This window comes from Achromobacter sp. NFACC18-2 (assembly GCF_900108985.1).
Classification (GTDB): Bacteria; Pseudomonadota; Gammaproteobacteria; order Burkholderiales; family Burkholderiaceae_B; genus Achromobacter.
The window spans coordinates 77776-100701 of the sequence record NZ_FNYM01000014.1 but is presented as its reverse complement, the minus strand read 5'-3'; the positions used below and the strand labels follow the sequence as shown (position 1 = coordinate 100701).

The 22926-nt window shown below is 66.2% G+C and carries 21 protein-coding genes, 3 tRNA genes and 1 pseudogene; 14 read left to right on the top strand and 11 right to left on the bottom strand.

Annotated elements, in window-relative coordinates:
- Window positions 1-57 precede the first annotated feature (57 nt).
- From BMW75_RS20620 to BMW75_RS20605, 4 genes are all read left to right on the top strand, one after another.
- Entirely contained in the window at window positions 58-771 is a 714-nt protein-coding gene (locus BMW75_RS20620; RefSeq protein ID WP_092581713.1) for a DUF3053 family protein, read from the top strand.
- Window positions 772-862: 91 nt separating this feature from the next.
- The gene (locus BMW75_RS20615) at window positions 863-2017 is read left to right on the top strand and encodes an AI-2E family transporter (protein ID WP_254792086.1); all 1155 of its coding nucleotides are present in this window, start codon (window positions 863-865) and stop codon (window positions 2015-2017) included.
- A 108-nt stretch (window positions 2018-2125) separates the two neighbouring features.
- Window positions 2126-2347 carry a hypothetical protein gene (locus BMW75_RS20610; RefSeq protein WP_092581656.1) on the top strand — a complete coding sequence of 74 codons (222 nt, stop codon included), beginning with the start codon at window positions 2126-2128 and terminating at the stop codon, window positions 2345-2347.
- A gap of 130 nt (window positions 2348-2477) precedes the next feature.
- The gene (locus BMW75_RS20605) at window positions 2478-3995 is read left to right on the top strand and encodes a sensor domain-containing diguanylate cyclase (protein ID WP_092581655.1); all 1518 of its coding nucleotides are present in this window, start codon (window positions 2478-2480) and stop codon (window positions 3993-3995) included.
- A 23-nt stretch (window positions 3996-4018) separates the two neighbouring features.
- Here BMW75_RS20605 and BMW75_RS20600 read toward each other — a convergent pair whose 3' ends face one another.
- The gene (locus BMW75_RS20600) at window positions 4019-4261 is read right to left on the bottom strand and encodes a 6-phosphofructokinase (protein ID WP_076519783.1); all 243 of its coding nucleotides are present in this window, start codon (window positions 4259-4261) and stop codon (window positions 4019-4021) included.
- Between the two features lie 108 nt (window positions 4262-4369).
- Between BMW75_RS20600 and yddG the strand changes: the two genes are divergently transcribed.
- Window positions 4370-5278: an aromatic amino acid DMT transporter YddG gene (gene yddG, locus BMW75_RS20595; protein ID WP_092581654.1), complete on the top strand. Its 909-nt coding sequence runs from the start codon at window positions 4370-4372 to the stop codon at window positions 5276-5278.
- Window positions 5279-5304: 26 nt separating this feature from the next.
- On the opposite strand, the gene BMW75_RS20590 is transcribed toward yddG, so the two are convergent.
- On the bottom strand, window positions 5305-5496 hold the full coding sequence (locus BMW75_RS20590; protein ID WP_076519785.1) for a hypothetical protein: 192 nt from the start codon (window positions 5494-5496) through the stop codon (window positions 5305-5307).
- Between the two features lie 260 nt (window positions 5497-5756).
- On the opposite strand from BMW75_RS20590, the gene BMW75_RS20585 reads away from it, so the two are divergent.
- From BMW75_RS20585 to BMW75_RS20575, 3 genes are all read left to right on the top strand, one after another.
- Window positions 5757-6008, top strand: a complete 252-nt coding sequence (locus BMW75_RS20585; RefSeq protein ID WP_076521986.1) for a hypothetical protein — start codon at window positions 5757-5759, stop codon at window positions 6006-6008.
- A 131-nt stretch (window positions 6009-6139) separates the two neighbouring features.
- Window positions 6140-6331, top strand: coding sequence for a hypothetical protein (locus BMW75_RS20580; protein ID WP_076519786.1), 192 nt, complete (start codon window positions 6140-6142; stop codon window positions 6329-6331).
- 189 nt (window positions 6332-6520) lie between these two features.
- Entirely contained in the window at window positions 6521-7432 is a 912-nt protein-coding gene (locus BMW75_RS20575) for a hypothetical protein (protein ID WP_092581653.1), read from the top strand.
- Between the two features lie 86 nt (window positions 7433-7518).
- Here BMW75_RS20575 and BMW75_RS20570 read toward each other — a convergent pair.
- From BMW75_RS20570 to egtD, 3 genes are all read right to left on the bottom strand, one after another.
- Window positions 7519-7595, bottom strand: a tRNA-Met gene (locus tag BMW75_RS20570).
- A gap of 160 nt (window positions 7596-7755) precedes the next feature.
- Window positions 7756-9072: an ergothioneine biosynthesis protein EgtB gene (gene egtB, locus BMW75_RS20565; protein ID WP_092581652.1), complete on the bottom strand. Its 1317-nt coding sequence runs from the start codon at window positions 9070-9072 to the stop codon at window positions 7756-7758.
- A 35-nt stretch (window positions 9073-9107) separates the two neighbouring features.
- Window positions 9108-10085, bottom strand: a complete 978-nt coding sequence (gene egtD / locus BMW75_RS20560; protein ID WP_092581651.1) for an L-histidine N(alpha)-methyltransferase — start codon at window positions 10083-10085, stop codon at window positions 9108-9110.
- Between the two features lie 369 nt (window positions 10086-10454).
- Here egtD and BMW75_RS20555 point away from each other — a divergent pair, with 369 nt between their 5' ends.
- Together BMW75_RS20555 and BMW75_RS20550 are read left to right on the top strand one after the other, a co-directional pair.
- Window positions 10455-10790 (top strand): ElaB/YgaM/YqjD family protein, encoded by a 336-nt coding sequence (locus BMW75_RS20555; protein ID WP_076519790.1) that lies wholly within the window; start codon window positions 10455-10457, stop codon window positions 10788-10790.
- 63 nt (window positions 10791-10853) lie between these two features.
- Entirely contained in the window at window positions 10854-12293 is a 1440-nt protein-coding gene (locus tag BMW75_RS20550; protein WP_254792085.1) for a phospholipase D-like domain-containing protein, read from the top strand.
- An 18-nt stretch (window positions 12294-12311) separates the two neighbouring features.
- On the opposite strand, the gene BMW75_RS20545 is transcribed toward BMW75_RS20550, so the two are convergent.
- The 4 genes and pseudogenes from BMW75_RS20545 to BMW75_RS20530 form a co-directional block, all read right to left on the bottom strand.
- Window positions 12312-13979, bottom strand: coding sequence for an FMN-binding glutamate synthase family protein (locus BMW75_RS20545; RefSeq protein WP_092581649.1), 1668 nt, complete (start codon window positions 13977-13979; stop codon window positions 12312-12314).
- 197 nt (window positions 13980-14176) lie between these two features.
- A pseudogene (locus tag BMW75_RS20540) lies at window positions 14177-15401 on the bottom strand (YeeE/YedE family protein).
- Between the two features lie 214 nt (window positions 15402-15615).
- Window positions 15616-16560 (bottom strand): AEC family transporter, encoded by a 945-nt coding sequence (locus tag BMW75_RS20535; protein ID WP_076519793.1) that lies wholly within the window; start codon window positions 16558-16560, stop codon window positions 15616-15618.
- Window positions 16561-16593: 33 nt separating this feature from the next.
- Window positions 16594-17487, bottom strand: a complete 894-nt coding sequence (locus tag BMW75_RS20530; RefSeq protein WP_092581648.1) for a DMT family transporter — start codon at window positions 17485-17487, stop codon at window positions 16594-16596.
- Between the two features lie 118 nt (window positions 17488-17605).
- On the opposite strand from BMW75_RS20530, the gene BMW75_RS20525 reads away from it, so the two are divergent.
- Window positions 17606-18049 (top strand): GNAT family N-acetyltransferase, encoded by a 444-nt coding sequence (locus BMW75_RS20525; protein ID WP_092581647.1) that lies wholly within the window; start codon window positions 17606-17608, stop codon window positions 18047-18049.
- A 236-nt stretch (window positions 18050-18285) separates the two neighbouring features.
- Here BMW75_RS20525 and BMW75_RS20520 read toward each other — a convergent pair.
- Window positions 18286-18370: transfer RNA gene (locus BMW75_RS20520), tRNA-Leu, on the bottom strand.
- A gap of 150 nt (window positions 18371-18520) precedes the next feature.
- On the opposite strand from BMW75_RS20520, the gene BMW75_RS20515 reads away from it, so the two are divergent.
- Complete coding sequence (locus tag BMW75_RS20515; RefSeq protein WP_076519796.1) at window positions 18521-19132, top strand: tRNA-uridine aminocarboxypropyltransferase; 612 nt, start codon at window positions 18521-18523, stop codon at window positions 19130-19132.
- Between the two features lie 142 nt (window positions 19133-19274).
- Here BMW75_RS20515 and BMW75_RS20510 read toward each other — a convergent pair.
- A tRNA-Leu gene (locus tag BMW75_RS20510) sits at window positions 19275-19359 on the bottom strand.
- A gap of 209 nt (window positions 19360-19568) precedes the next feature.
- On the opposite strand from BMW75_RS20510, the gene rnr reads away from it, so the two are divergent.
- On the top strand, window positions 19569-22034 hold the full coding sequence (rnr, locus tag BMW75_RS20505; protein WP_076519797.1) for a ribonuclease R: 2466 nt from the start codon (window positions 19569-19571) through the stop codon (window positions 22032-22034).
- Window positions 22035-22179: 145 nt separating this feature from the next.
- Window positions 22180-22917: a 23S rRNA (guanosine(2251)-2'-O)-methyltransferase RlmB gene (gene rlmB, locus BMW75_RS20500; RefSeq protein ID WP_076519798.1), complete on the top strand. Its 738-nt coding sequence runs from the start codon at window positions 22180-22182 to the stop codon at window positions 22915-22917.
- The last annotated feature ends 9 nt before the right edge of the window (window positions 22918-22926 follow it).

Sequence of the window (22926 nt, the reverse complement as noted above, 5' to 3'; positions counted from 1 at the left end):
AAATGCCCGCAGCGGCGGGCGCCGGAATCTGCAAAATCGGAGTGCGAAAGGATGCGCATGGTCTTGGTTCGCGCGTGCGTGACAGGCATGGCGGTGGTCTCGTTGCTGTTGATGACGGCCTGCGTAAATAAAGAGCCGCAGGAGCGCGCCGCGTTCATACAGTTGCTGCAGGCCCGGATGAACAACGTGACGCTGGTGCCGATCGGCATGCTGAGCAAATCCGAAAAGGAAGCCATCGGCGATTACGACGACGCCTACGAGGTGATCACGGACTTCCAGGACGCGATGGCCAAGGCGGCCTCGCCGCTGCGCGAGGTGCTGGCGGTCGAGACGATCCGCTCCGTGGGCGAGATCGTGGAGCGCAGGGCCAGCTTCGAGGCCGCCCGCAAGACCTTGGCCGACGCCGCCGCGCAGGTCCAGGAGGCGCGCGGCAAGGCTGATCGGGCGCGCACGGACCTGGCCCTGCCCGCCGACCTGGCGCCGGTGTACGACGGGGTCTACGACGAAGCCGTGAGTGCGCCGGCTGCCGAGTTGATGGATGCGGCGGCCAAAATGGATTCGGTCGCGCGCGACGCGCTGGGCATTGCCGACCTCGTGGCGGCCAACGCCGCGGACATCCTGCTCGTGGACGGGCAGGCGCGCGTCGCCAAGCCCACGCTGCAGCAGGAATTGAACCTGCGCCTGCAGGGATTGAACGCGCAGTCCGATGCGCTGGAGGCGGCGCGCGCGACCCTCCTGCAGGCGGCCGGCGCAGGCCCGGCGGCGCCATAGCCATGCGACAGACCCCTCGCGACCCGAGCGCCGCCCGGCCGCGCTTTGTACAATGCGGCTCTTGCGGCGATTGCCGTGCCTTGGACGGACTATGAGCCAATCTTCCGGCGTGCACTACAAAACCTTTCTGCTCCTGCTGGTGGTGGTCACCATCGCGTTCGGATGGTTGTTGTGGCCTTTCTATGGTGCCGTTTTCTGGGGCTCCATTCTCGCCATTCTCTTCGCTCCCTTGCAGCGCCGCCTGGTGATGCGCGTCGGGGGACGGCGCAATCTGGCTGCGCTCATCACCTTGCTGCTGGTGCTGCTGCTGGTGATTCTTCCGCTGGTCGTGATCAGCGGATCGCTGGTGACCGAAGGCGCCAATCTCTATCAAAGCATCAAGTCCGGCCAGATCAACTTCGGGGCCTACTTCCAGCAGGCCATGGAGGCGTTGCCGCCGTCGGTGCATGCCTTGCTGTCACGCTTCGACCTGGCCGACATTCCGAGCCTTCAGGAAAAGCTGAGCGCCGGCGCGATGCAGGCCAGCCAGTTTCTGGCGACCCAGGCATTGAGCATCGGACAGGACACATTCCAGTTCGTGGTCAGCTTCGGCATCATGATGTACCTGCTGTTCTTCCTGTTGCGCGACGGGCCGCAGTTGTCCGCGCGGCTGCGGCGCGCGGTGCCCCTGAGCGACGGCCACAAGCAGCACCTGTTCCGCAAGTTCACGACCGTGGTGCGCGCCACCGTCAAGGGCAACGTCGCGGTGGCGGCGGCGCAGGGCGCGCTGGGCGGCATCATCTTTTCCATTCTTTCGATCCAGGGCGCGCTGCTGTGGGGCGTGATCATGGCCTTCCTGTCGCTGCTGCCGGCGATCGGCGCGGGCCTGATCTGGGCGCCGGTGGCGATCTATTTCCTGCTGACGGGCGCCGTGGTCAAGGGCGCCGTCCTGATCGCCTTTGGCGTGCTGGTCATCGGGATGGTCGACAATGTCCTGCGGCCCATCCTGGTGGGCAAGGACACCAAGATGCCTGACTACGTCGTGCTGATCTCCACGCTGGGCGGCATGGCCCTGTTCGGCCTGAACGGCTTTGTGATCGGTCCGCTGATCGCTGCGCTGTTCATGGCGAGCTGGGATCTGTTTTCGTCCGCGACAAGCGACGCGGCGGTTGCCCCCGAGGCAAGCGCATCCGTGCCGGATGGCGCTGCGGCCGGCGGCCCTGTTGCAGGCACGCCGGCGGCTGCCCGTCGGGCCCGTCCCGAATAGCCCCGCCGGGCTCCCCGGGAGCGCCTGGCCGGGTGTATGGTGTAGCAGCGCCGGCGGCTTTGCCGCCGGCCGTTCGTGTCAACCTCGCCAACCAGGAGCGCATGGAATATGGAATGGAAACTGCATCGGTCGGGCTGGATCGAAGAGCGTAATTTCGACATCGAATTCGCGGAAACACCCGAGGGCTACCACGTCCGTGCGCGGGTCTTCGGCTTTCCTGTGCTTGAAGACACCAAGCACGTGTTTCCCAACGAGGCGCTGGCTGAAAAAGGGGCGTTGACGCTCCTCAAGAGCCAGTTCGCGGGGACGCCGGACCTTGAAGACAGCTAGCGCGGAAAAAACGGGGAAATCATCAGGCACGGCGGCAGGTTCGGGACGCGCAGCCCCGGCGGCGCGCCGCGCCCCGGCTGACGGCGACGAACCCGGTGGCGCGCGCCCGCGCTGGCCGCGCCGCTATTCCATGAAGACGGGCCTGCTGGTGCTGGTCTTTGCCTGCATCACCCCGTCGCTGATCGTGGCGACCGTTGCCGTCTACGAAAGCTACGTCGTACAGAAGGACCGGATCTACCGCGACACGATCTTCCTGGCGCGCAATCTCACGGCCATCCTCGACCGCGAGCTCACCGGCGTCGAGGCCGGCCTGCAGATGCTCGCCTCGTCTCCCGACCTCGTGGGCGGGGACCTGGAGGGATTTCATCGGCGCGCGCGCGACGCCGTGCGATTCCAGATCGCCGACAGCTACGTCCTGACCGACAAGGAAGGACGCCAGATCCTCAACACGCGGGTGCCCTATGGAGCGGCCTTGCCGGCGGGCAGTGCCCCCAAGGAGCTGCTGCGCGTCTTCCAGTCGCGTGCCCCGGTGCTCACCGGCCTGTTTGTCGGCGGCCTCTCCAAAAGGCCCACCATTGCGCTGGGCGTGCCCGTGCTGCGCGACGAAGAGGTGGTCTATAGCCTGAATGTAGCGCTGTCGCCCGAGAGCATCGCCGACGTGCTGGGCCGGCGTGCGCTGCCCGAGGGCTGGGTGGCGGCGGTGCTGGACGAGTCCGGCACCATCGTCGCGCGGACCCGGGACACGTCCCGGTTCGTGGGCCAAAAGGCGGTGCCCGCGCTGGCACGCGCCATGCAGCAGGATAGCGAGGGTTCGCTCGAAACCATCACCAAGGAGGACTCACCGGTCTACACGGCGTTCAGCCGGTCGTCGCTGTCGGGCTGGACGGTCGTGGCCGGCGCGCCCACGCAACTGTTGACCACGGGCCTGTACCGCTCCATTGCGTGGATCGCGCTGGGCACGCTGTGTGTGTTCGGCCTGGGATTGTGGTTGGCGCTGCGGCTGGCAAGCCGGCTGACGTCGGCTGTGCACGGACTGGTCGCGCCCGCCGTGGCGCTGGGCGAAGGCCGCACGGTGGAACTGCCGGCCACACGCGTGAAGGAAGCCCAGGAAGTCGGGGCGGCCATGTTGCAGGCGTCGCGCATGCTGGCGCGCGCGCAGCACCTGGCGCACTACGATCCCCTGACCGGCCTGTGCAACCGGGTGTTGTTCGGCGAACTGGTGATGCGGGAACTGGCGGTGGCGCAGCGCAGCGGCGACGCGTTCTCGATCCTGGCGATCGATCTGGACGGCTTCAAGGCGGTGAACGACATGCACGGCCACGCCGCGGGCGATACGGTGCTGAAAGAGGCGGCAGACCGCATGGCGAGCGCCATCCGGGTGTCCGACGTGGCGGCAAGATTGGGGGGCGACGAGTTCGCGGTGCTGCTGCTGGGCGCCAGCGGAGAGCATGCGCGGCATGTGGCCGAGGCCCTTGTCGAGAGCCTGTCGCTGCCGTATCCGGGCGTGCGCGTCGCCGTATCGGCAAGCATAGGCATCGCCGAGTATCCGCGATCGGGCACGACCATGATGCAGCTCCTGGAGCGCGCGGACGTGTTGCTGTATCGGGCCAAGGGCCTGGGCAAGCGGCGGGTGGCCCTGGACCCCTGAGGCCGGGCCTCGCCGCGCGCCCGTCAGATGTCGTGGCGCGGCGGCGGCAGGGCGGTCAGGACTTCACCCGACCTCAGGCGGTAGCGCCTGTCGTCCAGCGCAATCACATGGTCTCCCTCGGAAGTCCTGAGGATGTAGCGCGAACCGGCGCGCGGCGCGGCGCCGGCCTCGGGCTCGTCCGCCTGCAAAAACACTTCGATGCGGTAGAGACGGCCCGAATCCGTGCTTGCCAGTACGTCGCTCATCCTGCGTATTGAAATGGCCATGCAGCTTATTCTCCATTCGGTTTTCGCTAAACTTGCCGCCTTGGCGCCGCGCCGGCCTGCGGGCGGGCAGGTGTGGCGGGCAGGTGCGGCAAGCAATTGGAAACGGTAATGCAATGGACTCCTGGCCGTAGCGCGGCCACTACCCTGGGTTTGCTGGCGGTGTTGCTGTGGGGCACTGTCGTCGGCCTGATTCGCGGCGTCAGTGAAAATTTTGGACCGATAGGCGGCGCCGCGCTGATTTATACGGTGGGTGCGGCGTTGCTGGTGTTATTGCTCGGCTTTCCCAAGCTGCGCGCATTTCCCCGGTCTTATCTCGTGGTGGGCAGCGTGCTGTTCGTCGCCTATGAGATATGCCTCTCGCTGTCGCTGGGTTTCGCGGCCGATCGTGGGCAAGCCATCGAACTGGGCATCGTCAATTACCTCTGGCCGTGTTTGACGGTGATATTTGCCATGCTCATCAACGGCCAGCGGGCAAGCGTGTGGGTGGCGCCGGGCATCTTGTTGTCGGTCTGCGGCATCGTGTGGGTCGTGGGTGGATCCGGCGGCCTGTCGTTCGAACGCACCGCCGCCAATGTGTCGAGCAATCCTTTGAGTTATGGCCTGGCCTTCAGCGGCGCCATCATCTGGGCCGTGTACTGCAACGTGACGAAGCGCTTTGCCGATGGCAAAAATGGCGTCGCGCTGTTTTTCATGCTGACGGCCGCGGTCTTGTGGATCAAGTACCTGCTCAGCGCGGAACCCTCGCTGGTGTTCACGGCGCCCGCCACCCTCGAACTATGCGTGACCGGGGGCGCGATGGCCGCCGGCTATGCGTTCTGGAACGTGGGGATACTGCGAGGCAACCTCACCCTGCTGGCCACGGCGTCATACTTCACCCCGGTTTTCTCCACCTTCTTCGCCGCCGTGTGGCTGTCGACGCCGCTCACCCTGTCGTTCTGGCAGGGCGTGGCCATGGTCACCGCCGGCTCGCTGGTGTGCTGGGCGGCGACGCGCGGCAGGCCGGCCCGCAACGGTTAGTCCGGGCCTGGCCTTCAGAAGGGGGATTACTCGATGAGCATCGTCAGGGCGACCGCGAATCCCAACGGGACCAGCAGCAACGATGCAAAGGTGGAACTGACGATCGCCGCCGATATCTTCAGCCAGGGCTCGGGCCCTGCGCTGCGTATCGTTTGAATCACCAACGCGACGATACCCATAACCATCAAACAGCTCATGAAAACTGCCAAGTAAGTCATGTTGTCTCCGTCCTCGCCTGATTAAAGGGATGCGGCGCCGCTGAGCGGTCTCTCTGTTTGTGTCGATTGTGCGCCTGTATTTGCGGACTGCACCCTAGGGTTTTCCTGCTGCGGCAAGCGCTTTGTGGCGTATTTGCCTCGGGGTCTGCAGCATGAAAAACATGTGCGGGCGCAGCATTTTCGGCGAGGCGGGAGCGGCTCGCGACGGCGGGGCGGATTGCGCTACGATGGCGTCATCGACATACCGAAAAGGCCGCAAGATGACGCAAGAATTGCGTCCCGGCACGCGCGCCACCCTGCAGGTGCGCCAGCTTTCTCCCGGCGAATTCGCCTGGATCATCACGCTGCTCGATCCTGAATCGGGAAATGTGCGCAGCACCAATTACTCCGACAAGCGCTACGCCAGCCTGGACGAGGCCTCGGCCGCGGGCAAGTCTGCCGTCATGGCATTCCTGGGCGGCGAGGCGCCGGAGCCGTCCGCCGCGCAAGGCGGGGGACGGCGCAAGGACTGACGCGCCGCGGGTTTGGGTCCAGGGCAGATGCCCGAGGCCGCTCAACGTTGCACGACACGGGCAGGGCGCCGGGAACGCGGTTTGCTGAAGCTCAGGCAAGGCGCATGAGCGCCGCTTGAGGAGATGCAACCATGTCCCAATTCCCGCACCGCGAACCCGGCCAGCCGGGCGATCTTCAACCCGACGATCCGGCTCTGCCCGGCAATCCGCCCGAGGACGATCCGCTTCCGGATCCGGGCCGTCCCACGGACAACCCCGACGTCATTGATCCCACGCCGCCCGCGCCGGATCCTCGCGCCCCGGGCACCATCGACCTGGCCTGATTGCGGCCTGCGTCGCGCGATCCCGATTCCATCATCGAAACAAGGAGGTTTCCATGCGCTCCATCTTGCTGTGGCTGCTAGGCGTGCCCATCCCCATCATCATCCTGCTGGCATTGTTCTGGCACTAACCGCTGACTCGTTATCCGCCGCGTTCATGCGGTTGCATAAGACTATGAACAAGGATCGATCATGGAAAATTCGTCTTCATTGAGCCAACCCTACGCCGACGGCCTGCCTGTCCGCGAATCGGCCATTTCGGCTGTTTCGTGGGCGGCGGTCTTCGCCGGCGCGGTGATCGCCGCCGCGCTTTCGCTCGCGCTCTTCGCCGGCGGCACGGGTCTGGGCTTCCTGTCGGTGTCGCCGTGGGGCGATGAGGGCATGTCGGCCCCGGCCATCGGCATCGGCATCATCGTCTGGATGCTGTTCACCCAGATCGTTTCCTACGGCATCGGCGGCTACGTCGCCGGACGCCTGCGGACCAAATGGGTCGACGTGCACTCGGACGAGGTCTACTTCCGCGACACCGCACACGGCTTTCTGGTGTGGGCCCTGAGCGCGATCGTCAGCGCAGCGCTGCTGGGCTCTGCCCTGGCATCCATGGCGTCGGGTGTGGCCAAGGCTGGCGCCTCGGTGGCGGCCACGGCAGGCACGGCTGCCACGGCCGCTGCGGCGGCGGGGGCGAGCGGGGGCGGCATGGAACGCGCCACCGACTATCTGACCGACAGCCTGCTGCGCTCGGATCGTCCGGAGGCAACGGCGGATCCCGAGGCGGCGCGCGCCGAAGTCGGCCGTATCGTGGCGATGAGCGTCACGCGCGGCGACATGACGCCCGAGGACCGCGACTACGTCGTGAAGGTGGTTGCGGCGCAGGCGGGCGTGGAACCCGCGGTGGCGCAACGCCGCGTCGATCAGGCCATCCAGAACGCCAAGAAGGCGGCCGAGGACGCCAAGCAGAAAGCCAAGGAAGCGGCCGACGCCGCCCGCAAGGCTGCCGCGGCGTTCGCGTTGTGGGGCTTTGCGTCGATGCTGATCGGCGCGTTCGTGGCCAGCCTGGCGGCAACCTGGGGCGGTCGTCGCCGGGATGCGGTGTATCGGGTTTGAATCCCTTCGGGGCTGATATTACTCGGGCCCGATATCCCTTAGACGCAATGCAAAAGGCCCGCACACTGTGCGGGCCTTGAAATTCTTGGTGGCGCATCCCTGATTCGAACAGGGGACCTGCGGATTATGATTCCGTCGCTCTAACCGGCTGAGCTAATGCGCCATCCTTTTCTCGCTGGTCAGTTTGCGCTGCAAGTGCTGATCAACGAAGAACGAAATTCTAGCACGAAGTTTTTTGCGAGTGCAAGCGGCCGGGCCTGGATTTTTTTGGGCGCCTTGACTCGCACCTTTCTGTGTCCGTGCGCGGCTTCCCGGACGCTCCGTCAGGCGTCGCGCGCAAGACGGATGCCGGAAAACTGCCAGCGCGCTTCGGGAGGGAAAAAGTTGCGGTAGCTGGCGCGGATGTGGTCTCGCGGCGTGGCGCAGGAGCCCCCTCGGAGCACGAACTGGTTGCACATGAATTTGCCGTTGTATTCGCCCACGGCGCCGGCGCTGGGTTGGAAGCCCGGATAGGCGTCGTAGGCGCTCGAGGTCCATTCCCAGGCATCGCCGAAGAGCTGCACCGGACCGCCCTGGCCGTCGCGCGCGGGGGCGGGGCGCGGGTCCAGGTGGCCGTTTTCCAGCATGTTGGCGCGCGCGGAGAAGGTGCCGTCCGGCAACTGGCGCGCGGCGTGTTCCCATTCGGGTTCGCGTGGCAGGCGCGCGCCGGCCCAGCGCGCGTACGCGTCGGCTTCGAAATAGCTGACGTGGGTGACGGGCGCCTGCAGGTCGGGGTCCTGCATGCCGCGCAGGGTGAAGATGCGCCACGCGTCGCGGTCGCCCTCCCAGTAGAGCGGGGCGCGCCAGCCCTGCGCGCAGACCATGTCCCACCCCAGCGATAGCCACAGCTCGGGCCGCTGGTATCCGCCATCCTGCATGAAGGCCAGGTACTCATGCTGTGTCACCAGGCGGTCGGACAGTTGAAAGGGCGTCAGCAGCACGTCGTGGGCCGGTCCTTCGTTGTCAAAGGCAAAGCCGTGGCCGTCGTGGCCGATGCGCGTGATGCCTCCTTCGTAGCGGGTCCAGCCCGCGGGCGTGGCCGGCGGCATCGCGGGCGGACCCGGCGCCACGTAGGCCGGCTTGAGCGGGTTGGCCGACAGCATGTGCTTGAGGTCGGTCAGGATCAGTTCCTGGTGCTGCTGCTCGTGATTCAGGCCCAGTTCGAGCAGCGCATCGAAATCCGGATCATTGCCGCCCAGCCGCGAGATCAGCGCGTGCATCGCGTCGTCCACATGCTGGCGGTACTGCAGCACTTCGGACAGCGGTGGGCGCGACAGCAGGCCGCGTTGCGGCCGGGGATGCTTGGCGCCGACGGCGTTGTAGTAGGAGTTGAACAGCATCCGGTACTGCGGATGAAATGGCGGGCGGGCAGCATCGAAGCGCGCCAGCAGGAAGGTTTCAAAAAACCACGTGGTGTGCGCCAGATGCCATTTGACGGGGCTGCAGTCCGGCATGGATTGCACCTGGCAATCTTCCGGACTCAGCGGGGCCGCCAGGGCCGTGGTGGTGGCGCGCACAGCGTCGTACCGGTCGTGTTGTCCGGCCTGTCCGCTGGCGTAAGGCCCGAGGGCGGGGTGGGTCAGCAGGCATGCGGGGTCCATGTCGATCCTCAAGATGCGGGGTGGGCGGTCGCGGGTCAGGCGCGGGCGCTGAAAACGGAAAACCAGCCGCGGGTGTCGGACCAATGCGCGACATCGCGAAAGCCCGCGCGGTGGAGCAGGTCGCTGAATGCCTGCGGGGTGAACTTGTAGGAGTTTTCCGTGTGGATGCGCTCGCCGCGCTTGAATTCCCGGTGGCCGCCGGGCCAGGTGACGTGCAGCGCGCGCTGGGCTTCGAGATGCATTTCGACGCGCGAGCGTTCGCTGTTGAAGACGGCTACATGCCGCCAGTCCTCGACATTGAAATCGCTGTCGAGCACCGCGTTGACGTGGCGCAGCAGATTCAGGTTGAACGCCGCCGTCAGGTGCAGGGCGTCGTCGTAGGCCGGTTCCAGCACACTCCGGGGCTTGACGCGGTCCACGCCCACCAACAGTCCTCCGCCGGGACAGGCCTCGCGGATCCGGCACAGCATGGCATAGGCGTCATCCGGGCCCAGGTTGCCAATGCTCGATCCTGGGTAGAAGCACAGCCGCTGCTCGGCCGGAACGTCGGCGGGCAATGCGAGTTCGTGGGAAAAGTCCTGTCCCACCGCCGTGATCCGCAGGTCGGGATACGACAATTGCAGCCGGCGCACGGCCGTCTGCAGATAATCGGCCGAGATGTCGACCGGCACATAGTGACTGGGCCGCAGGCTGGGAAAAAGCCGCTCGGCCTTGACGCAGTCGCCCGCGCCCAGGTCGATCATCGCCTGCACCGGCCCGATGTGGCGCGCGATATCGGCCCCGTGACGCTGAAAGATTTCATCTTCGCAGCGGGTGGGGTAGTACTCGGGCAGTTGCGTGATGGCCGTGAAGAGCGATGAGCCGAGCGCGTCGTAAAGGAACTTGGGATCGATGTGCGCGGGTCGGTCCAGCAGCCCGTCATGCAGTTCGATCTGTTCGGCGCTGGGATGCTGCGGCTCGGACGCGAGGAATTCAGGGGCGGCGGCGGCAAAAAGTGCAGAAGGAGAAACCATGCGTTCAGTTCCTTTTGGGGCGGTTGAAGCGCATTGAGAAGACCTATTGTGGCGGTTGAGGGGGTTTGCGTGTCAAGCGCCAAGCCTCTGAATGCAATGGACTTTTACGAAATCGAAATCAGGTTTTGCGGAGAACGGCGAGGGATGCGGCGCGACCCCGCCCAGGTGCCGCCCCTTGCGATCAGCAAGTTTCGCTCCGCTGAAATATCGGTTTACGGCTGGTTGCGAAAGCTCGGGCAGTGCTGGCCGATGGTGTGGACAATGGGGCTTCGGCCATGCGGAAGTCGTTTCCGCGGCCCATGGCGATGCTGCGTTGCATCAGACGATGCGGGCGCTAGCCGGGGCGGCCCCAAGAATAAAGGAGCTACCATGAATCGAAAGCACCAGCGCGCTGAAATGGCTTTGCATCGTGAACGTGTGAATGACAGCTTGCACGAGCTGCTCGCCGGTACGGAAGACCTTCTGCGTTCGACGGCTTCGTACACGGGCTCCGAAATCGATGCGGCGCGTTCGCGCCTGAAGCGCCAGCTTGCAGAAGCGCGTGAATCCGCAGGCCTGTGGGAAGGCGCTGCCCGTGAGCGCGCACGTCGCGCCACGGCCTATGCGGACGAATACGTGCATGAGCATGCCTGGAAGTCGGTCGGCGTGGCGGCCCTGGTGGGCGCCGTGCTTGGCTGCATCCTCGTGGCGGGCAATCGACGCTAACGCTGCATCATGAGTCCATGTCCGGCCTTGAGCCGGGTTGGGCCGCGCAGTGGCTGGCGGACGATGGCGTCCGGTGCGTGCCGATGGGCGCGCACGGCCCTGCTCGTGTGCGTCGCATCCGCGCTGGCCGCCTGTGCCAGCGTGCCGGACACGCAGGAGCGCAAGGCGCGCGCGGCGCAGGCGGGCCTGTCCGCCGACGCCGCGCAGGACAGCTATCGCCGCGGGCAAGGCATTGCGGCGGACCCGCAGACACCCAAGGATGATTTTCTCGCCCGTCACCTCGCGGTAGAACAGGCCGTCAGCGGCGCGCCGCTGGTGAAAGGCAACCGCGTGCGCCTGCTGGCGGACGGGCCTAGCACGTACAAGGCGATGCTCCAGTCCATCGGCCAGGCGCGCCGGTATGTCCACATGGAAACGTACATCTTCGACGACGACGCCGAAGGGGCGCGCTTTGCCGAGGCGCTGATGGCGGCTCGCGAGCGGGGCGCCGAGGTCTCGTTGATGGTCGATGCCGTGGGCACGATCAAGACGCCCGATGACCTGTTCCAGCGCATGCGCGATGCCGGCATCCAGGTGGCGGTCTTCAATCCCGTGAATCCGGCGAGGGCGCGCGCCGGTTGGTCGCCGAACCAGCGCAATCACCGCAAGGTGCTGGTCGTGGATGGCAAGGTGGGATACCTGGGCGGCATCAACGTCAGCAGCGTGTACGAATCGTCGTCGCTGTCGGGTGGCGGCGGTTCCGGCGTGGGGTCCGGCTCAGGCGGCGGCTCGGGCGATGACAAGGCCGGCGACCCGCCCAAGGATGCGGAATCCGCGCCGTGGCGCGATACGCACCTGCGCATCGAAGGCCCGGCCGTGGCGCAGCTTGAACAGGTGCTGCAGGCGGGCTGGGCGTCGCAGGCGAAGGAGCCGATCAAGTGGGGCGACTCGCATGTCGCGCCGCCCGTCGGCGACACCACCGTGCGCATCCTCGCCAACCAGCCCGACCGCAGCGATGGCTACACGGTGTACCTCACGCTGATGTCCGCCTTTGAAAGCGCGCAGAAGTCCATTCACATCACGATGGCGTACTTCGTGCCGGACCCGGCCTTCATCGAGGTGCTCGAGTCCGCGGCGCGGCGCGGCGTGGATGTGGTGCTGGTGCTGCCGGGCTTCAGCGATTCGTCGCTGGTGTTCCACGCGGGGCGCTCGCACTACACCGATCTGCTGCGCGCCGGCGTCAAGATCTACGAGCGGCGCGACGCGCTGCTGCATGCGAAGACGGCGGTGGTCGACGGCGTCTGGTCCACCGTGGGCTCCAGCAACATGGATTGGCGCAGCTTCGCGCTGAACTTTGAGGTCAATGCGGTCGTGCTGGGTCCCGAGTTTGCGGCCGAGATGGAGGCGCTGTTCCAGCGCGACGTGGCCGATGCCGTCCAGATCACGCCCGAGGCCTGGAAGGAGCGCGGCCTGGACGACCGCTTCATGGAGTCGTTCTCGCGCATTTTCGAGCGCTGGCTGTAGGCGCAGGCGCGCGCGGCGTCATGAGGTGCCCGCGGCGGCGGCCTGTGCCGCGTGTTCCCGCGCCAGGGCGGTGGTGATGTCGTGGGTGGGCTGAAACGAATGCGCCTGCGCCATGGCCCAGCCCGCGCGGAACACCTGGTGCCGGAACTCGCCGCGCAAGAGTTCGCCGGGCGCCAGCTCGGGGAACAGGGCCGACAGCAGGCGGATTTCGCTGGGCGAGATGCGGCGCGCGATATGGTGCGGACGCAACTGGCCGGGGTGCGTCAATCCCGCCGCCGCCAGCAGTTCGGCTAGCGCATGCAGGGTGTTCTTGTGGAAGTTGGCCACCCGCTGCGACTTGTCCGGCACGACCAGCGCGCGTTGCCGCAGCGGGTCCTGCGTGGTCACGCCGGTGGGACACTTGCCGGTATGGCACGCCTGGGCCTGGATGCAGCCAATGGCGAACATGAAGCCGCGCGCCGCGTTGCACCAGTCCGCGCCCATCGCCATCACGCGGGCCATGTCGAAGGCGGTGATGATCTTGCCCGACGCGCCCAGCTTGATGCGGTCCCGCAGGTTCACGCCGATCAGCGTGTTGTGGACCAGCCGCAGGGCTTCGCGCAGCGGCGTGCCCACGTGATCCACGAACTCGACCGGCGCCGCCCCGGTGCCGCCTTCCGCGCCATCGACCACGATGAAGTCCGGCGTGATGCCGGTTTCCAGCATGGCTTTGACGATGGCGAACCATTCCCAGGGATGCCCGACGCAGAACTTGAAGCCTATCGGCTTGCCCCCCGACAGTTCGCGCAGACGCGCCACGAATTTCATCAGCCCGATGGGGCTGTCGAATGCCGAGTGGCTGGCGGGCGAGTTGCAGTCCTGCCAGGGCGCCACGCCGCGCGCCTCGGCGATCTCCAGCGTGACCTTGCCTGCGGGCAGGATGCCGCCGTGGCCGGGCTTGGCGCCTTGCGACAGCTTGATCTCGATCATCTTGACCTGCGGCGTACAGGCATTGCGCACGAACGCCTCTTCGGAGAACGCGCCCTGCTCGTCGCGGCAGCCGAAGTAGCCCGAGCCGATGTTCCACACCAGGCTGCCGCCGGGCTGGCGATGGTAGCGGCTGATGCCGCCTTCGCCGGTGTCATGGGCAAAGTCGCCTTGCCGCGCCCCTTCGTTCAAGGCCAGCACCGCGTTGGCCGACAAGGCGCCAAAGCTCATGGCCGAGATGTTGAATACCGACATGGAATAGGGCTGCGTGCAGTCGGGGCCGCCCACGGTCACGCGAAAGTCGGTGTCGTTGATATGCGAGGGCGACATCGAATGATTGATCCATTCGTAGCGGTCGCCGTAGACGTCTTCCTGGGTGCCGAATGGGCGCTTGTCGATTTCCCGCTTGGCGCGCTGGTAGACGATGGAGCGCTGGGCGCGCGAAAAGGGCGCGGCCTCGGTGTCGTCTTCCAGGAAATACTGGCGGATCTCGGGGCGGATGAACTCGAACAGGAAGCGCAGGTTGCCCAGCACCGGATAGTTGCGGCGGATGGCGTGGCGCGGTTGGATCAGGTCATACACGCCGAGCGCGCCCAGCAGCGCCAGCGGCACGGCGGCCGCGAGCCACCACAAGGACGCCGTCGCGGCCAATAGCGCGGTGACCGCCGCGCCGGCCAGGGTCAACAGAAAGGCCGCGTAGCGGCCGGCTATCCAGTTCATGTCCATCTCCGTTTCGGAATGGAGCAACCATACACCAGGGCAGCCGTCCGGCGGATGAATGGAATGCCGCGTGAGCGGGCGGTCGCGCGGCCGTCGCGCCGGTCCGCTGTGGGCCGGGAATGGCGTATTTACAGGGTTTGCGGACAGACGAAAAAATGGCCTCCGGGATCGGAGGCCATTTTCTGGAACAGTGTTTCTCAGCAGCTGGACGCTGAAGGCGTCTTTTCGACGGCCAGGCCGAAGATCGGGCGCAGGCGCACGCCCAGCGCGCTGCCCGCGAACGCGGCCGGCAGCCACAGCCAGGCATGCAGGCTGCCCGACAGGATGCCGCTGAAGTAGGCGCCGATGTTGCAGCCGAATGCGAGGCGCGCGCCATAGCCGAGCAGCAGGCCGCCGATGACCGCGCCGGCGAGCGAACGTGCCGGCACCTTCCAGACGGGGGCGAACTTGCCCGCTGCGCTGGCGGCGGCAAGCGCGCCCAGCATCAGGCCAATGTCCATGACGGTCGTGACGTCCTGGCGCAGCGGCGCGGCGAGCGACGGCTGCTTGGCCCAATAGGCCCAGGAGGCCACGTCGCCGCCCAACGCGTCCAGCGTCTTGGCGCCCCACAGCGCGAACGCGGACGTGATGCCCCACGGGCGTCCGGCCAGCGCCAGCGTGGAAAAATTCAGCGCCACCAGCGCCACGCCGCCCCAGATGAGCGGCCAGGGACCCTGCAGCAGCGAGACCGGGCGCGCGGTGCGCGACGCGAACGAAATCACGTGGCCATGACGGCGCTTTTCCAGCACGGTCGCGACCCAGGCGATCAGGGCAAAGACCGCCAGGTTGGCGATGAGAGCGGGCGCGAGGCCCCAGGTCTTGATGAGCGAGGTGGGAGCCAGCGCCGGCAGGTTGGACCACCAGCCGAAATGGGCCGTGGCGATGACCGAGCCCACGATGAAGAACAGCAGCGTCACCACCATGCGGGTGTTGCCTCCCCCCACGGCGAAGAGCGTGCCCGACGCGCAGCCCCCGCCCAGTTGCATGCCGATGCCAAAGAGGAATGCGCCCAGCACGACCGATACGCCGGGGGGGCGACACAAAGCCGTTCACCGGCTGGCCGAACAAGGTGCCGGCGGCGAGGAACGGGAAGAAGAGCAGCACGCCCACGCCCAGCATCAGCATCTGCGCGCGCAGGCCCGCGCCGCGGCGATCCGACACGAACACGCGCCAGGCCTGCGTGAAGCCGAAGGAAGCGTGGTACAGCGTGACGCCGAGCAGCGCGCCGACCACCCACAGCGCGCCTTGGCGCCAGCTTACGGTCTGGTTGAGGTACAGCGCGCCGGCCAGCACCAGCAGCGCCGCAATCCAGAGCGGCTTGCGGTTGATCTGGATGGGGGGCAGGGCCGAGGGCAAGGGCAGGGAGGAGGCGTTGGCGCTCATGGGAATCCCGAAGATCAAAACGTAAATGCAAACGGGTGCGCAGTCGCACCCGTGGAAATAGCCGTCAGTCTAGACCGGTCGACAAATCTCTCAAACCACAGATTCGTGCTTGATTAATAACTTTAAGCTATATAGATGCGTGATGCGTGGCCGGCCGTTCCGACGCGAAGCGATGATACGCGCGCGTCCGGCATGGGTCCGGCATGCGCTGGGGTCAGGAGACGGGATGGGCGCTGATCCAGGCCACGAGCAGGCTGACCGTCAGCACCGAAGCGACAGTGCTCACGAGGATGGCGCGCGAGGTCGTGCGGGCATCGCGCCCATACATCTTGGCCAGCATGAACGGGCCGGTGCCGATGGGCAATGCGCTCATCAGCACGGCGGTCCAGGCCCACAACGCGGGCATGGAGAAAACATAAAAGGCCAGCACCGCCGTGGCGGCCGGCTGCAACAGCAGCTTGCCCAGCACGAGGCGCAGCACGCCGGGGCCGGCGCTGGCCGTTTCCGTCTGCGCAAGAAAGAGGCCGATGGTGACCAGCGCGCAAGGACTGGCCGAGGCGCCCAGCAGGGCGACATAGCGGTCCACGCCATCCGGCAGCGCCACGCCGGTGGCCGCCCAGGCCAGCCCCAGCACCGGCGCGGCCAGCAGCGGATTGCGCGCCAGCGCGCGTCCCACCTTGAGCAGCGTGGCGGGCAGGTTGGGCGTCTGCTGGCGGTCGAACTCGATGAGCGCGATGGCAAATCCGAAGAGCACGCTGGCGGTGAGCAGCGTGGTGAAGGTGGCGGGCGCGAGGCTGTCCGCGCCCAGCAGCGCAAGGCACAGGGGGATGCCCATGTAGCCGGCGTTTGCGTAGGACGCCGCCAGGCCTTCTATGCTGCGGTCGGTCAGCGTGTGCGGCCCCCGCTTGCGCGGCAGGAAAGACGCCAGGAACGTGATGGCGATGCCGCCCGCGAAGGCGCCCACGAATCCCCAGTGCGCCATGTGCGCCAGGTCCACCTGCGTCATCGCCCGAAACAGCAGCGCGGGCAGGGACAGGTAGACCACATACCGGTTCAGGGCGTCGGTCGCGTGGGTGCCCAGGATGCGCCAGCGCGCGGCCAGCCAACCGGTCAGTATCAACGCAAAGACTGGCAGGGCGGCGGTGACGACGGCGTTCATGGGCGGGGGCGCGAGGTCGGAAAGGCGCTCATTCTACTTGGCCGCGCCGCGCGCCCTGCGCGTGACGAGCAGAATGCCCAGCGCCGCCAGTCCCATCCCCGGCCAGGCGAGCGCCGGGATCGGCTCGCCCAGGATCAGCAGGGCAATGACCGCCGTGCAGGGCGGCACCAGGAAGAACAGCGCGGACACGCGCGAGGCTTCCCCGTGGCGGATCATGGTGAGCAGCAGGGTGATCGCGACCAGCGAATTGCCCACCACCAGATAGGCCAGGGAGGCAAGCAGGGGTGCGGTCCATTCGATGTGCATCGGTTCCAGCCAGAACGCCAGCGGCGCGGAGACGGCAAGCCCGACGCTGTATTGCGCCAGGTTGGACGCGACCGGATGAATCTGCGTGCCGAATCGCTTTTCGTACAGCGTGCCTCCCGTGATGCAGAGCAGGGCGCCCACCGCGAACAGCAGTCCCCACGGCGCCAGCACATCGATCGAGGCCTTGGCCACGATGACGAGCGCGGCGCCGGCCACGCCCAGCGCCAGCCCGGCCCAACGCCGGGCATCGACGCGCTCATGCGCGATGGCAGGCGCCAGCAGGCCAATCAGGATGGGCTGCAGGGAGGTGATGAGGGCCAGTCCGCCGGCGGACATCCCCTGCTTGAGCGACAGGTAGGTAAAGCAGAAGTAGCCTGCCTGCAACAGCAGGCCCACCATCGCCAGGTGCCCCCACGTGCGTGGGTTGCTGGGCAGCGGCGGGCGCAGCGCAAGCAACAGCGGCGCCAGGATGAGAACGACGCAGGCATAGCGCAAGGCCAGGAACGTCAGCGGATCCGCGTAAGCCAGGCCCACCTTCAGCACCACGAAGCCGCTGGACCACAGCACGAGAAAGAGCGCGGGCGCGGCCTTCAACCAGGCGGGAGGAGCGGCAGGCGTCATGGCGGAACCTGGGCGGCAAGGGCAAGCCGCGATCGTACCCCTTTTCGCGCCGCCTTCATCCCTGCGAGAATGCGGCGTAGGATTTCGTTATTCATTTGCTGCAACGTAGGGGAAGGACATGTCGGCCAATAAACAAGCAACGGTGCGTATCGCCCTGGGTACGTGGGATCGCCTGCGCGAGGACGCGTATTCCGTGCGTCATGCGGTGTTCGTGGTCGAGCAGAAGGTGCCGCCCGAAGTCGAGTTGGACGACGACGACGCGGTGTCCGTGCATGCTGTGGCCTACGGGCCCGACGGCACGCCCATGGGCACGGGACGCCTGCTGCCCGACGGCCATATCGGCCGAATGGCCGTTCACAAGCGCGCGCGCGGGATGGGCGTGGGCGGCCAGTTGCTGGATGCGCTGATCGGCCAGGGTCACGGCGATGGCCATCGCATGCTGGTGCTGCACGCGCAGACGCATGCCGCCGGTTTTTATGAAGCGCATGGCTTCAAGGCCGAGGGCGAGGAATTCGTCGAGGCCGGCATCCCGCACGTGGTGATGACGCGCACCCTGGAGTAGGGCGCTCAGGCTTTACGGTCGCCTTCCTGCAGGTTTGCCCGCCGGCCGTTCTGCGCCGCTGCGGGCAATCGGCCGGGGATCGATTATTGCGCATTGATTATTGCGAATCGATCATTGCGCACTGATCATTGCGCATCGATCAAAAAGCAAAACCCGAAAAAGCAAAAACCCCGAACGCTTTCGCGTACGGGGTTTTTCTTTGGCGCATCACGACAGGTACCTCGTGATGTATTAATTGGTGCCCAGGAGAGGACTCGAACCTCCACACCTTGCGGCACATGGACCTGAACCATGCGCGTCTACCAATTCCGCCACCTGGGCGCTGTTGCTTCACAGAGCTGGTTGCTTTCGCTTCCGGTTCGTGTTCAGCAGCAGAGGAACGAGATTATGCATACTTTTTTTGAAGTGTGCAAGTCGTGCTGCATTTTTTTCACTTTTTTTTGCGTTGCCGCTTTCGATATAGTGTCGCCCATGTCCCGAGCCCTCTGTACCCGCTGCCTGCGTCCGCTGTCGCATTGCCTTTGCGCCTTGATTCCTTCGTTGTCCTGTCGCACGAGCGTGGTGGTTCTGCAGCATCCCAGCGAAGCGCGCCACGCGTTGAATACGGCGCGGCTGGCGGTGCTGGGTCTTGCGGGCGCTCGCCGCGTGGTGGGCGAATATTTTTCCGAGGCCGATTGGGCGGCGCCCGGTCACGCGCCGCGCCTGCTGTTTCCCGGGGAGGGCGCCGATGTGCTGACGCCGGGCTACGGGCAGGACATGGACGTTCCCATCCGGCTGATCGTGCCCGACGGAACGTGGGGGCATGCGCGCAAGCTGTTGCATATCAATCCCGCGCTTGCCGCGCTGCCGCGCGTGATGCTGCCGCCGGGCCTGGCCACGCGCTACCGGGTGCGCCATGCGGATGTGCCGGGCGCGTTGTCCACCATCGAGGCCGTGACGCATGCGCTGAACGCCATCGAGGCGCCGCGCAATTTCGATGCGCTGCTCGCGCCGTTCGAGGCGCTCATCGACGGGCAGATCAACGGCATGGGCGCCGATCTTTATGCCCGGCATCACCTCAATCGCAAAGTGCCCTGGCGATAATGTCCACGCCGGGCGCGCATCCCGTGCCCCAGCCCGGCTCCGAATTCGGGCGCGCAAAGCAAAAGCCCCGGAAACCTTTCGATTTCCGGGGCCTTCAGCCTTTGCAATCAAATCAGTAAATACTGATTCGATTTGAATTCCGTGGTGCCCAGGAGAGGACTCGAACCTCCACACCTTGCGGCACATGGACCTGAACCATGCGCGTCTACCAATTCCGCCACCTGGGCACTGAAAGATACTGTCAGAAGTCTGTGCTACCCTGCCTTCCGTTGCATCGTTCAATTCAACTTTTGAACTAAACCATGCGTCAGGATGCAGTTGGTTTTACAATGCGGCTTTATCAGCACTTCTGACCCGCACTTCTGACCATTTCTGCTTCAGTGTTCAGCCTTGGGCGAACCACAGAAGCTGCGCATTATATACGGAAAATTTAGCTTTGGCAAAACGATCGAATAACGAATCGAATAACAACAGATCAACTCCCTTGCCCGAAGCGCCGCCGGACTTCGATCCTGATGTTCCGTCCCGTGAAGCCATTCTGACGGCGCTGCGCGCCGCCGGTTCGCCCTTGTCTCCGGTTGAGCTGGCCGAGCGCATGGGCATCGAGCGACCCGCGACGATGGTGGGATTCGAGCGCCGCCTGGGCGCCATGGAGCGCGACGGCCAGTTGATGCCCAACCGCAAGGGGGTGCTGCTGCTCGCGACCAAGCTCGACTTCGTGGCGGGCAAGGTGCTGGGTCACCGCGACGGCTTCGGCTTTCTGCTGCGCGACGACGGCGGGCCCGATCTGTTCCTGTCGCCGCGCGAAATGCTCAAGGTGCTGCATGGCGACCGCGTGCTGGTCAAGCCGACGGGCGAATACCGGGGCAAGCCGGAAGGCACCATCGTCGAAGTCATCGAGCGCCGCACCAACAAGCTGGTCGGACGGTTCCTGCACGAGCATGGCCTGTCCATCGTCGTGCCCGAGGACCAGCGCATCAAGCATGACATCCTCATTCCCCCCAGCGACACCAACGGCGCCCAGCACGGGCAGGTGGTCGCGGTGGAAATCATGGAGCAGCCCACCCGCCATACGCAGCCGCTGGGCCGCGTGGCCGAGGTGCTGGGCGAGATCGACGATCCCGGCATGGAAATCGAGATCGCCGTGCGCAAGTTTGATGTGCCGGTCGATTTCAGCGAAGCCGCCTTGAAGCAGGCGGCGCGCCTGCCCGACTCCGTCCGCAAGTCGGATCTGAAAGACCGCGTGGACCTGCGCGACGTGCCACTCATCACCATCGACGGTGAAGACGCGCGCGACTTCGACGATGCGGTGTATTGCGAGCCGGTCGAGCTGGGCTCGGGGCAGCGCAAGCGTCCCGGCTGGCGCCTGCTGGTGGCCATTGCCGACGTCAGTCATTATGTGCGGCCGGGCGATGCGCTGGACGACGACGCGATCGAGCGCGGCACCAGCGTGTACTTTCCGCGCCGGGTCATTCCCATGCTGCCGGAGTCGTTGTCCAACGGCCTGTGCTCGCTGAATCCGGACGTCGACCGCCTGGTGCTGGTCTGCGACATGGTCATTCCGGCCAGCGGCGCGAAGGCCGGCACGGTCACTGCCTACCAGTTCTACAACGCGGTCATGCATTCGCATGCCCGCACGACCTACACGAATATCTGGGCCGCCCTGCAGCAGCCGGGCGGTCCGGCGGCGCATGCCATGCAGAGCGTCATGCCCCAGATCCAGCATCTGTATGAGCTGTTCCAGTTGCTGGCGCAGGGGCGCAAGAAGCGGGGCGCCATCGATTTCGACACGGTTGAAACCAAGATCGTCTGCAACGAGCTGGGACGCATCGAACAGATCGTCCCGTCCGTGCGCAACGACGCCCACAAGCTGATCGAAGAGTGCATGCTGGCCGCCAACACGTGCGCGGCCGACTTCATGGTGCGCAGCAAGCATCCCGGCCTGTACCGCATCCATGAGGGGCCGACGCCGGAACGCCTGCAGTCGCTGCGCGAATTCCTGCGCACCATGGGCTTGTCCCTGGGCGGAGGCGAATCGCCGACGGCCAAGGACTACGGGGATTTCCTCGATTCCGTGCGCGGGCGTCCCGACTACCCGCTGCTGCAGACCATGTGCCTGCGCTCCATGCAGCAGGCCGTGTACAGCCCCGACAACATGGGCCACTTCGGCCTGTCCTATCCGGGCTACAGCCACTTCACCTCGCCGATCCGCCGTTATCCCGACCTGCTCACGCATCGCGTGATCAAGGCCTTGCTGGCGGGGCAACGGTACGTGCCCAGCCTGGACGACCACGCCGTGGTCATTGGCCGCACGCAGCGCGAACACGAGCACGCCATCTGGGAAAAGATGGGCCTGGTGCTGTCGGCCAGCGAACGCCGCGCGGACGAGGCGTCGCGGGACGTCGAGGCCTGGCTCAAGTGCTGGTTCGTCAAGGAGCGCGTGGGCGAGGACTTCAGCGGCACCGTCACCGGCGTGGCCAGCTTCGGCATCTTCGTCACGCTGGATACGCTGCACGTCGAAGGCCTGGTGCACGTCTCCGAACTGGGCGGCGAGTACTTCCAGTTCAACGACGCCCTGCACGAACTGCGCGGCGAGCGCACGGGCATGCGCTACCGCCTGACCGACAAGGTGCAGGTGCAGGTGTCCCGCGTGGACCTGGAGGCGCGCCGCATCGAGTTCCGGCTGGTGCAGGGCACGAGCTTTGACGCGCTGCGCAAGGCGGCGGCCCGTGGGCCGGATGAGCCGATGCGCCGGGTCAAGAAGGCTGCGTCGCCCAAGCCTGCCGGCTTGAAGGGACAGACCGCCAAGGAAAGGCGCGCCGAAGCCAAGAAGGCCAGCAAGCCACCCAAGGCCGCCAAACGGGCCGCGCCCGCCAAGAAGGCCACGCGCAGCCGCCACTGACGCGCCGACGGGCGCCGTCTGAACCTCAAGGCCGGGCCGTCGTTTGGCGGCGCGGCCTTAAGGGGTAACATTGCGTTTATTGCCGGTCTGTCCGGTGGCCCGCCCCCTCTGGGGCGGGTATTCGTTTATCTAAAGGTATTGTTTTATGGCGTCGACCCAAGTCCTGGCCGGGTTTCACGCGGTCGTTGCGCGGCTGCGCCACGCGCCCGAGTCGATCAAGGAAATCTACGTCGAGGCCTCGCGCCGCGACAAGCGCATGCAGACATTCATCGAGCAGGCGGAAAAGGCGGGTTGCCGCCTGCATCCCGTGCCGATGGAGCGCCTGGACGGCCTGTCGCGCGGCACCCGCCATCAAGGCGTCGTGGCGCTGGCCGATGAGCGCCAGCTCGCGGTCGATGTGGACGAAGTGCTTGATCTGGTGGAGGGGCCGCCGCTCCTGCTGATCCTTGACGGCGTGACCGATCCGCACAATCTGGGCGCCTGCCTGCGCACGGCGGATGCGGCGGGCGTGCACGCGGTCATCGCGCCGCGCGACCGGGCGGTCGGCCTGAACGCCACCGTGCAGCGCGTCGCCTGCGGCGCGGCGGACACCGTTCCCTATCTGATGGTGACCAACCTGGCTCGCACGATGCGCGGTCTGAAGGACCGCGGCGTGTGGCTCGTCGGGACGGACGACCAGGCCGCCGACAGCATGCACAAGATCGACGCGCGCCAGCCGATGGCATGGGTCATGGGGGCCGAAGGCGAGGGCATGCGCCGCCTCACGCGCGAAACCTGCGACCAGCTCGTCAACATTCCCATGCTGGGTTCGGTGGAAAGCCTGAACGTCAGCGTCGCCAGCGCCGTCTGCCTGTACGAGACCGTGCGCCAGCGTCAATCCTGATCCTGCCTG

What these genes read in the sequence shown, in the direction of transcription:
- BMW75_RS20620 (WP_092581713.1), top strand. Translation starts at nt 58, where the DNA reads ATGGTCTTGGTTCGCGCGTGCGTGACAGGCATGGCGGTGGTCTCGTTG.
- BMW75_RS20615 (WP_254792086.1), top strand. Translation starts at nt 863, where the DNA reads ATGAGCCAATCTTCCGGCGTGCACTACAAAACCTTTCTGCTCCTGCTG.
- BMW75_RS20610 (WP_092581656.1), top strand. Translation starts at nt 2,126, where the DNA reads ATGGAATGGAAACTGCATCGGTCGGGCTGGATCGAAGAGCGTAATTTC.
- BMW75_RS20605 (WP_092581655.1), top strand. Translation starts at nt 2,478, where the DNA reads ATGAAGACGGGCCTGCTGGTGCTGGTCTTTGCCTGCATCACCCCGTCG.
- BMW75_RS20600 (WP_076519783.1), bottom strand. Translation starts at nt 4,261, where the DNA reads ATGGCCATTTCAATACGCAGGATGAGCGACGTACTGGCAAGCACGGAT.
- yddG (WP_092581654.1), top strand. Translation starts at nt 4,370, where the DNA reads ATGCAATGGACTCCTGGCCGTAGCGCGGCCACTACCCTGGGTTTGCTG.
- BMW75_RS20590 (WP_076519785.1), bottom strand. Translation starts at nt 5,496, where the DNA reads ATGACTTACTTGGCAGTTTTCATGAGCTGTTTGATGGTTATGGGTATC.
- BMW75_RS20585 (WP_076521986.1), top strand. Translation starts at nt 5,757, where the DNA reads ATGACGCAAGAATTGCGTCCCGGCACGCGCGCCACCCTGCAGGTGCGC.
- BMW75_RS20580 (WP_076519786.1), top strand. Translation starts at nt 6,140, where the DNA reads ATGTCCCAATTCCCGCACCGCGAACCCGGCCAGCCGGGCGATCTTCAA.
- BMW75_RS20575 (WP_092581653.1), top strand. Translation starts at nt 6,521, where the DNA reads ATGGAAAATTCGTCTTCATTGAGCCAACCCTACGCCGACGGCCTGCCT.
- egtB (WP_092581652.1), bottom strand. Translation starts at nt 9,072, where the DNA reads ATGGACCCCGCATGCCTGCTGACCCACCCCGCCCTCGGGCCTTACGCC.
- egtD (WP_092581651.1), bottom strand. Translation starts at nt 10,085, where the DNA reads ATGGTTTCTCCTTCTGCACTTTTTGCCGCCGCCGCCCCTGAATTCCTC.
- BMW75_RS20555 (WP_076519790.1), top strand. Translation starts at nt 10,455, where the DNA reads ATGAATCGAAAGCACCAGCGCGCTGAAATGGCTTTGCATCGTGAACGT.
- BMW75_RS20550 (WP_254792085.1), top strand. Translation starts at nt 10,854, where the DNA reads ATGGCGTCCGGTGCGTGCCGATGGGCGCGCACGGCCCTGCTCGTGTGC.
- BMW75_RS20545 (WP_092581649.1), bottom strand. Translation starts at nt 13,979, where the DNA reads ATGAACTGGATAGCCGGCCGCTACGCGGCCTTTCTGTTGACCCTGGCC.
- BMW75_RS20535 (WP_076519793.1), bottom strand. Translation starts at nt 16,560, where the DNA reads ATGAACGCCGTCGTCACCGCCGCCCTGCCAGTCTTTGCGTTGATACTG.
- BMW75_RS20530 (WP_092581648.1), bottom strand. Translation starts at nt 17,487, where the DNA reads ATGACGCCTGCCGCTCCTCCCGCCTGGTTGAAGGCCGCGCCCGCGCTC.
- BMW75_RS20525 (WP_092581647.1), top strand. Translation starts at nt 17,606, where the DNA reads ATGTCGGCCAATAAACAAGCAACGGTGCGTATCGCCCTGGGTACGTGG.
- BMW75_RS20515 (WP_076519796.1), top strand. Translation starts at nt 18,521, where the DNA reads ATGTCCCGAGCCCTCTGTACCCGCTGCCTGCGTCCGCTGTCGCATTGC.
- rlmB (WP_076519798.1), top strand. Translation starts at nt 22,180, where the DNA reads ATGGCGTCGACCCAAGTCCTGGCCGGGTTTCACGCGGTCGTTGCGCGG.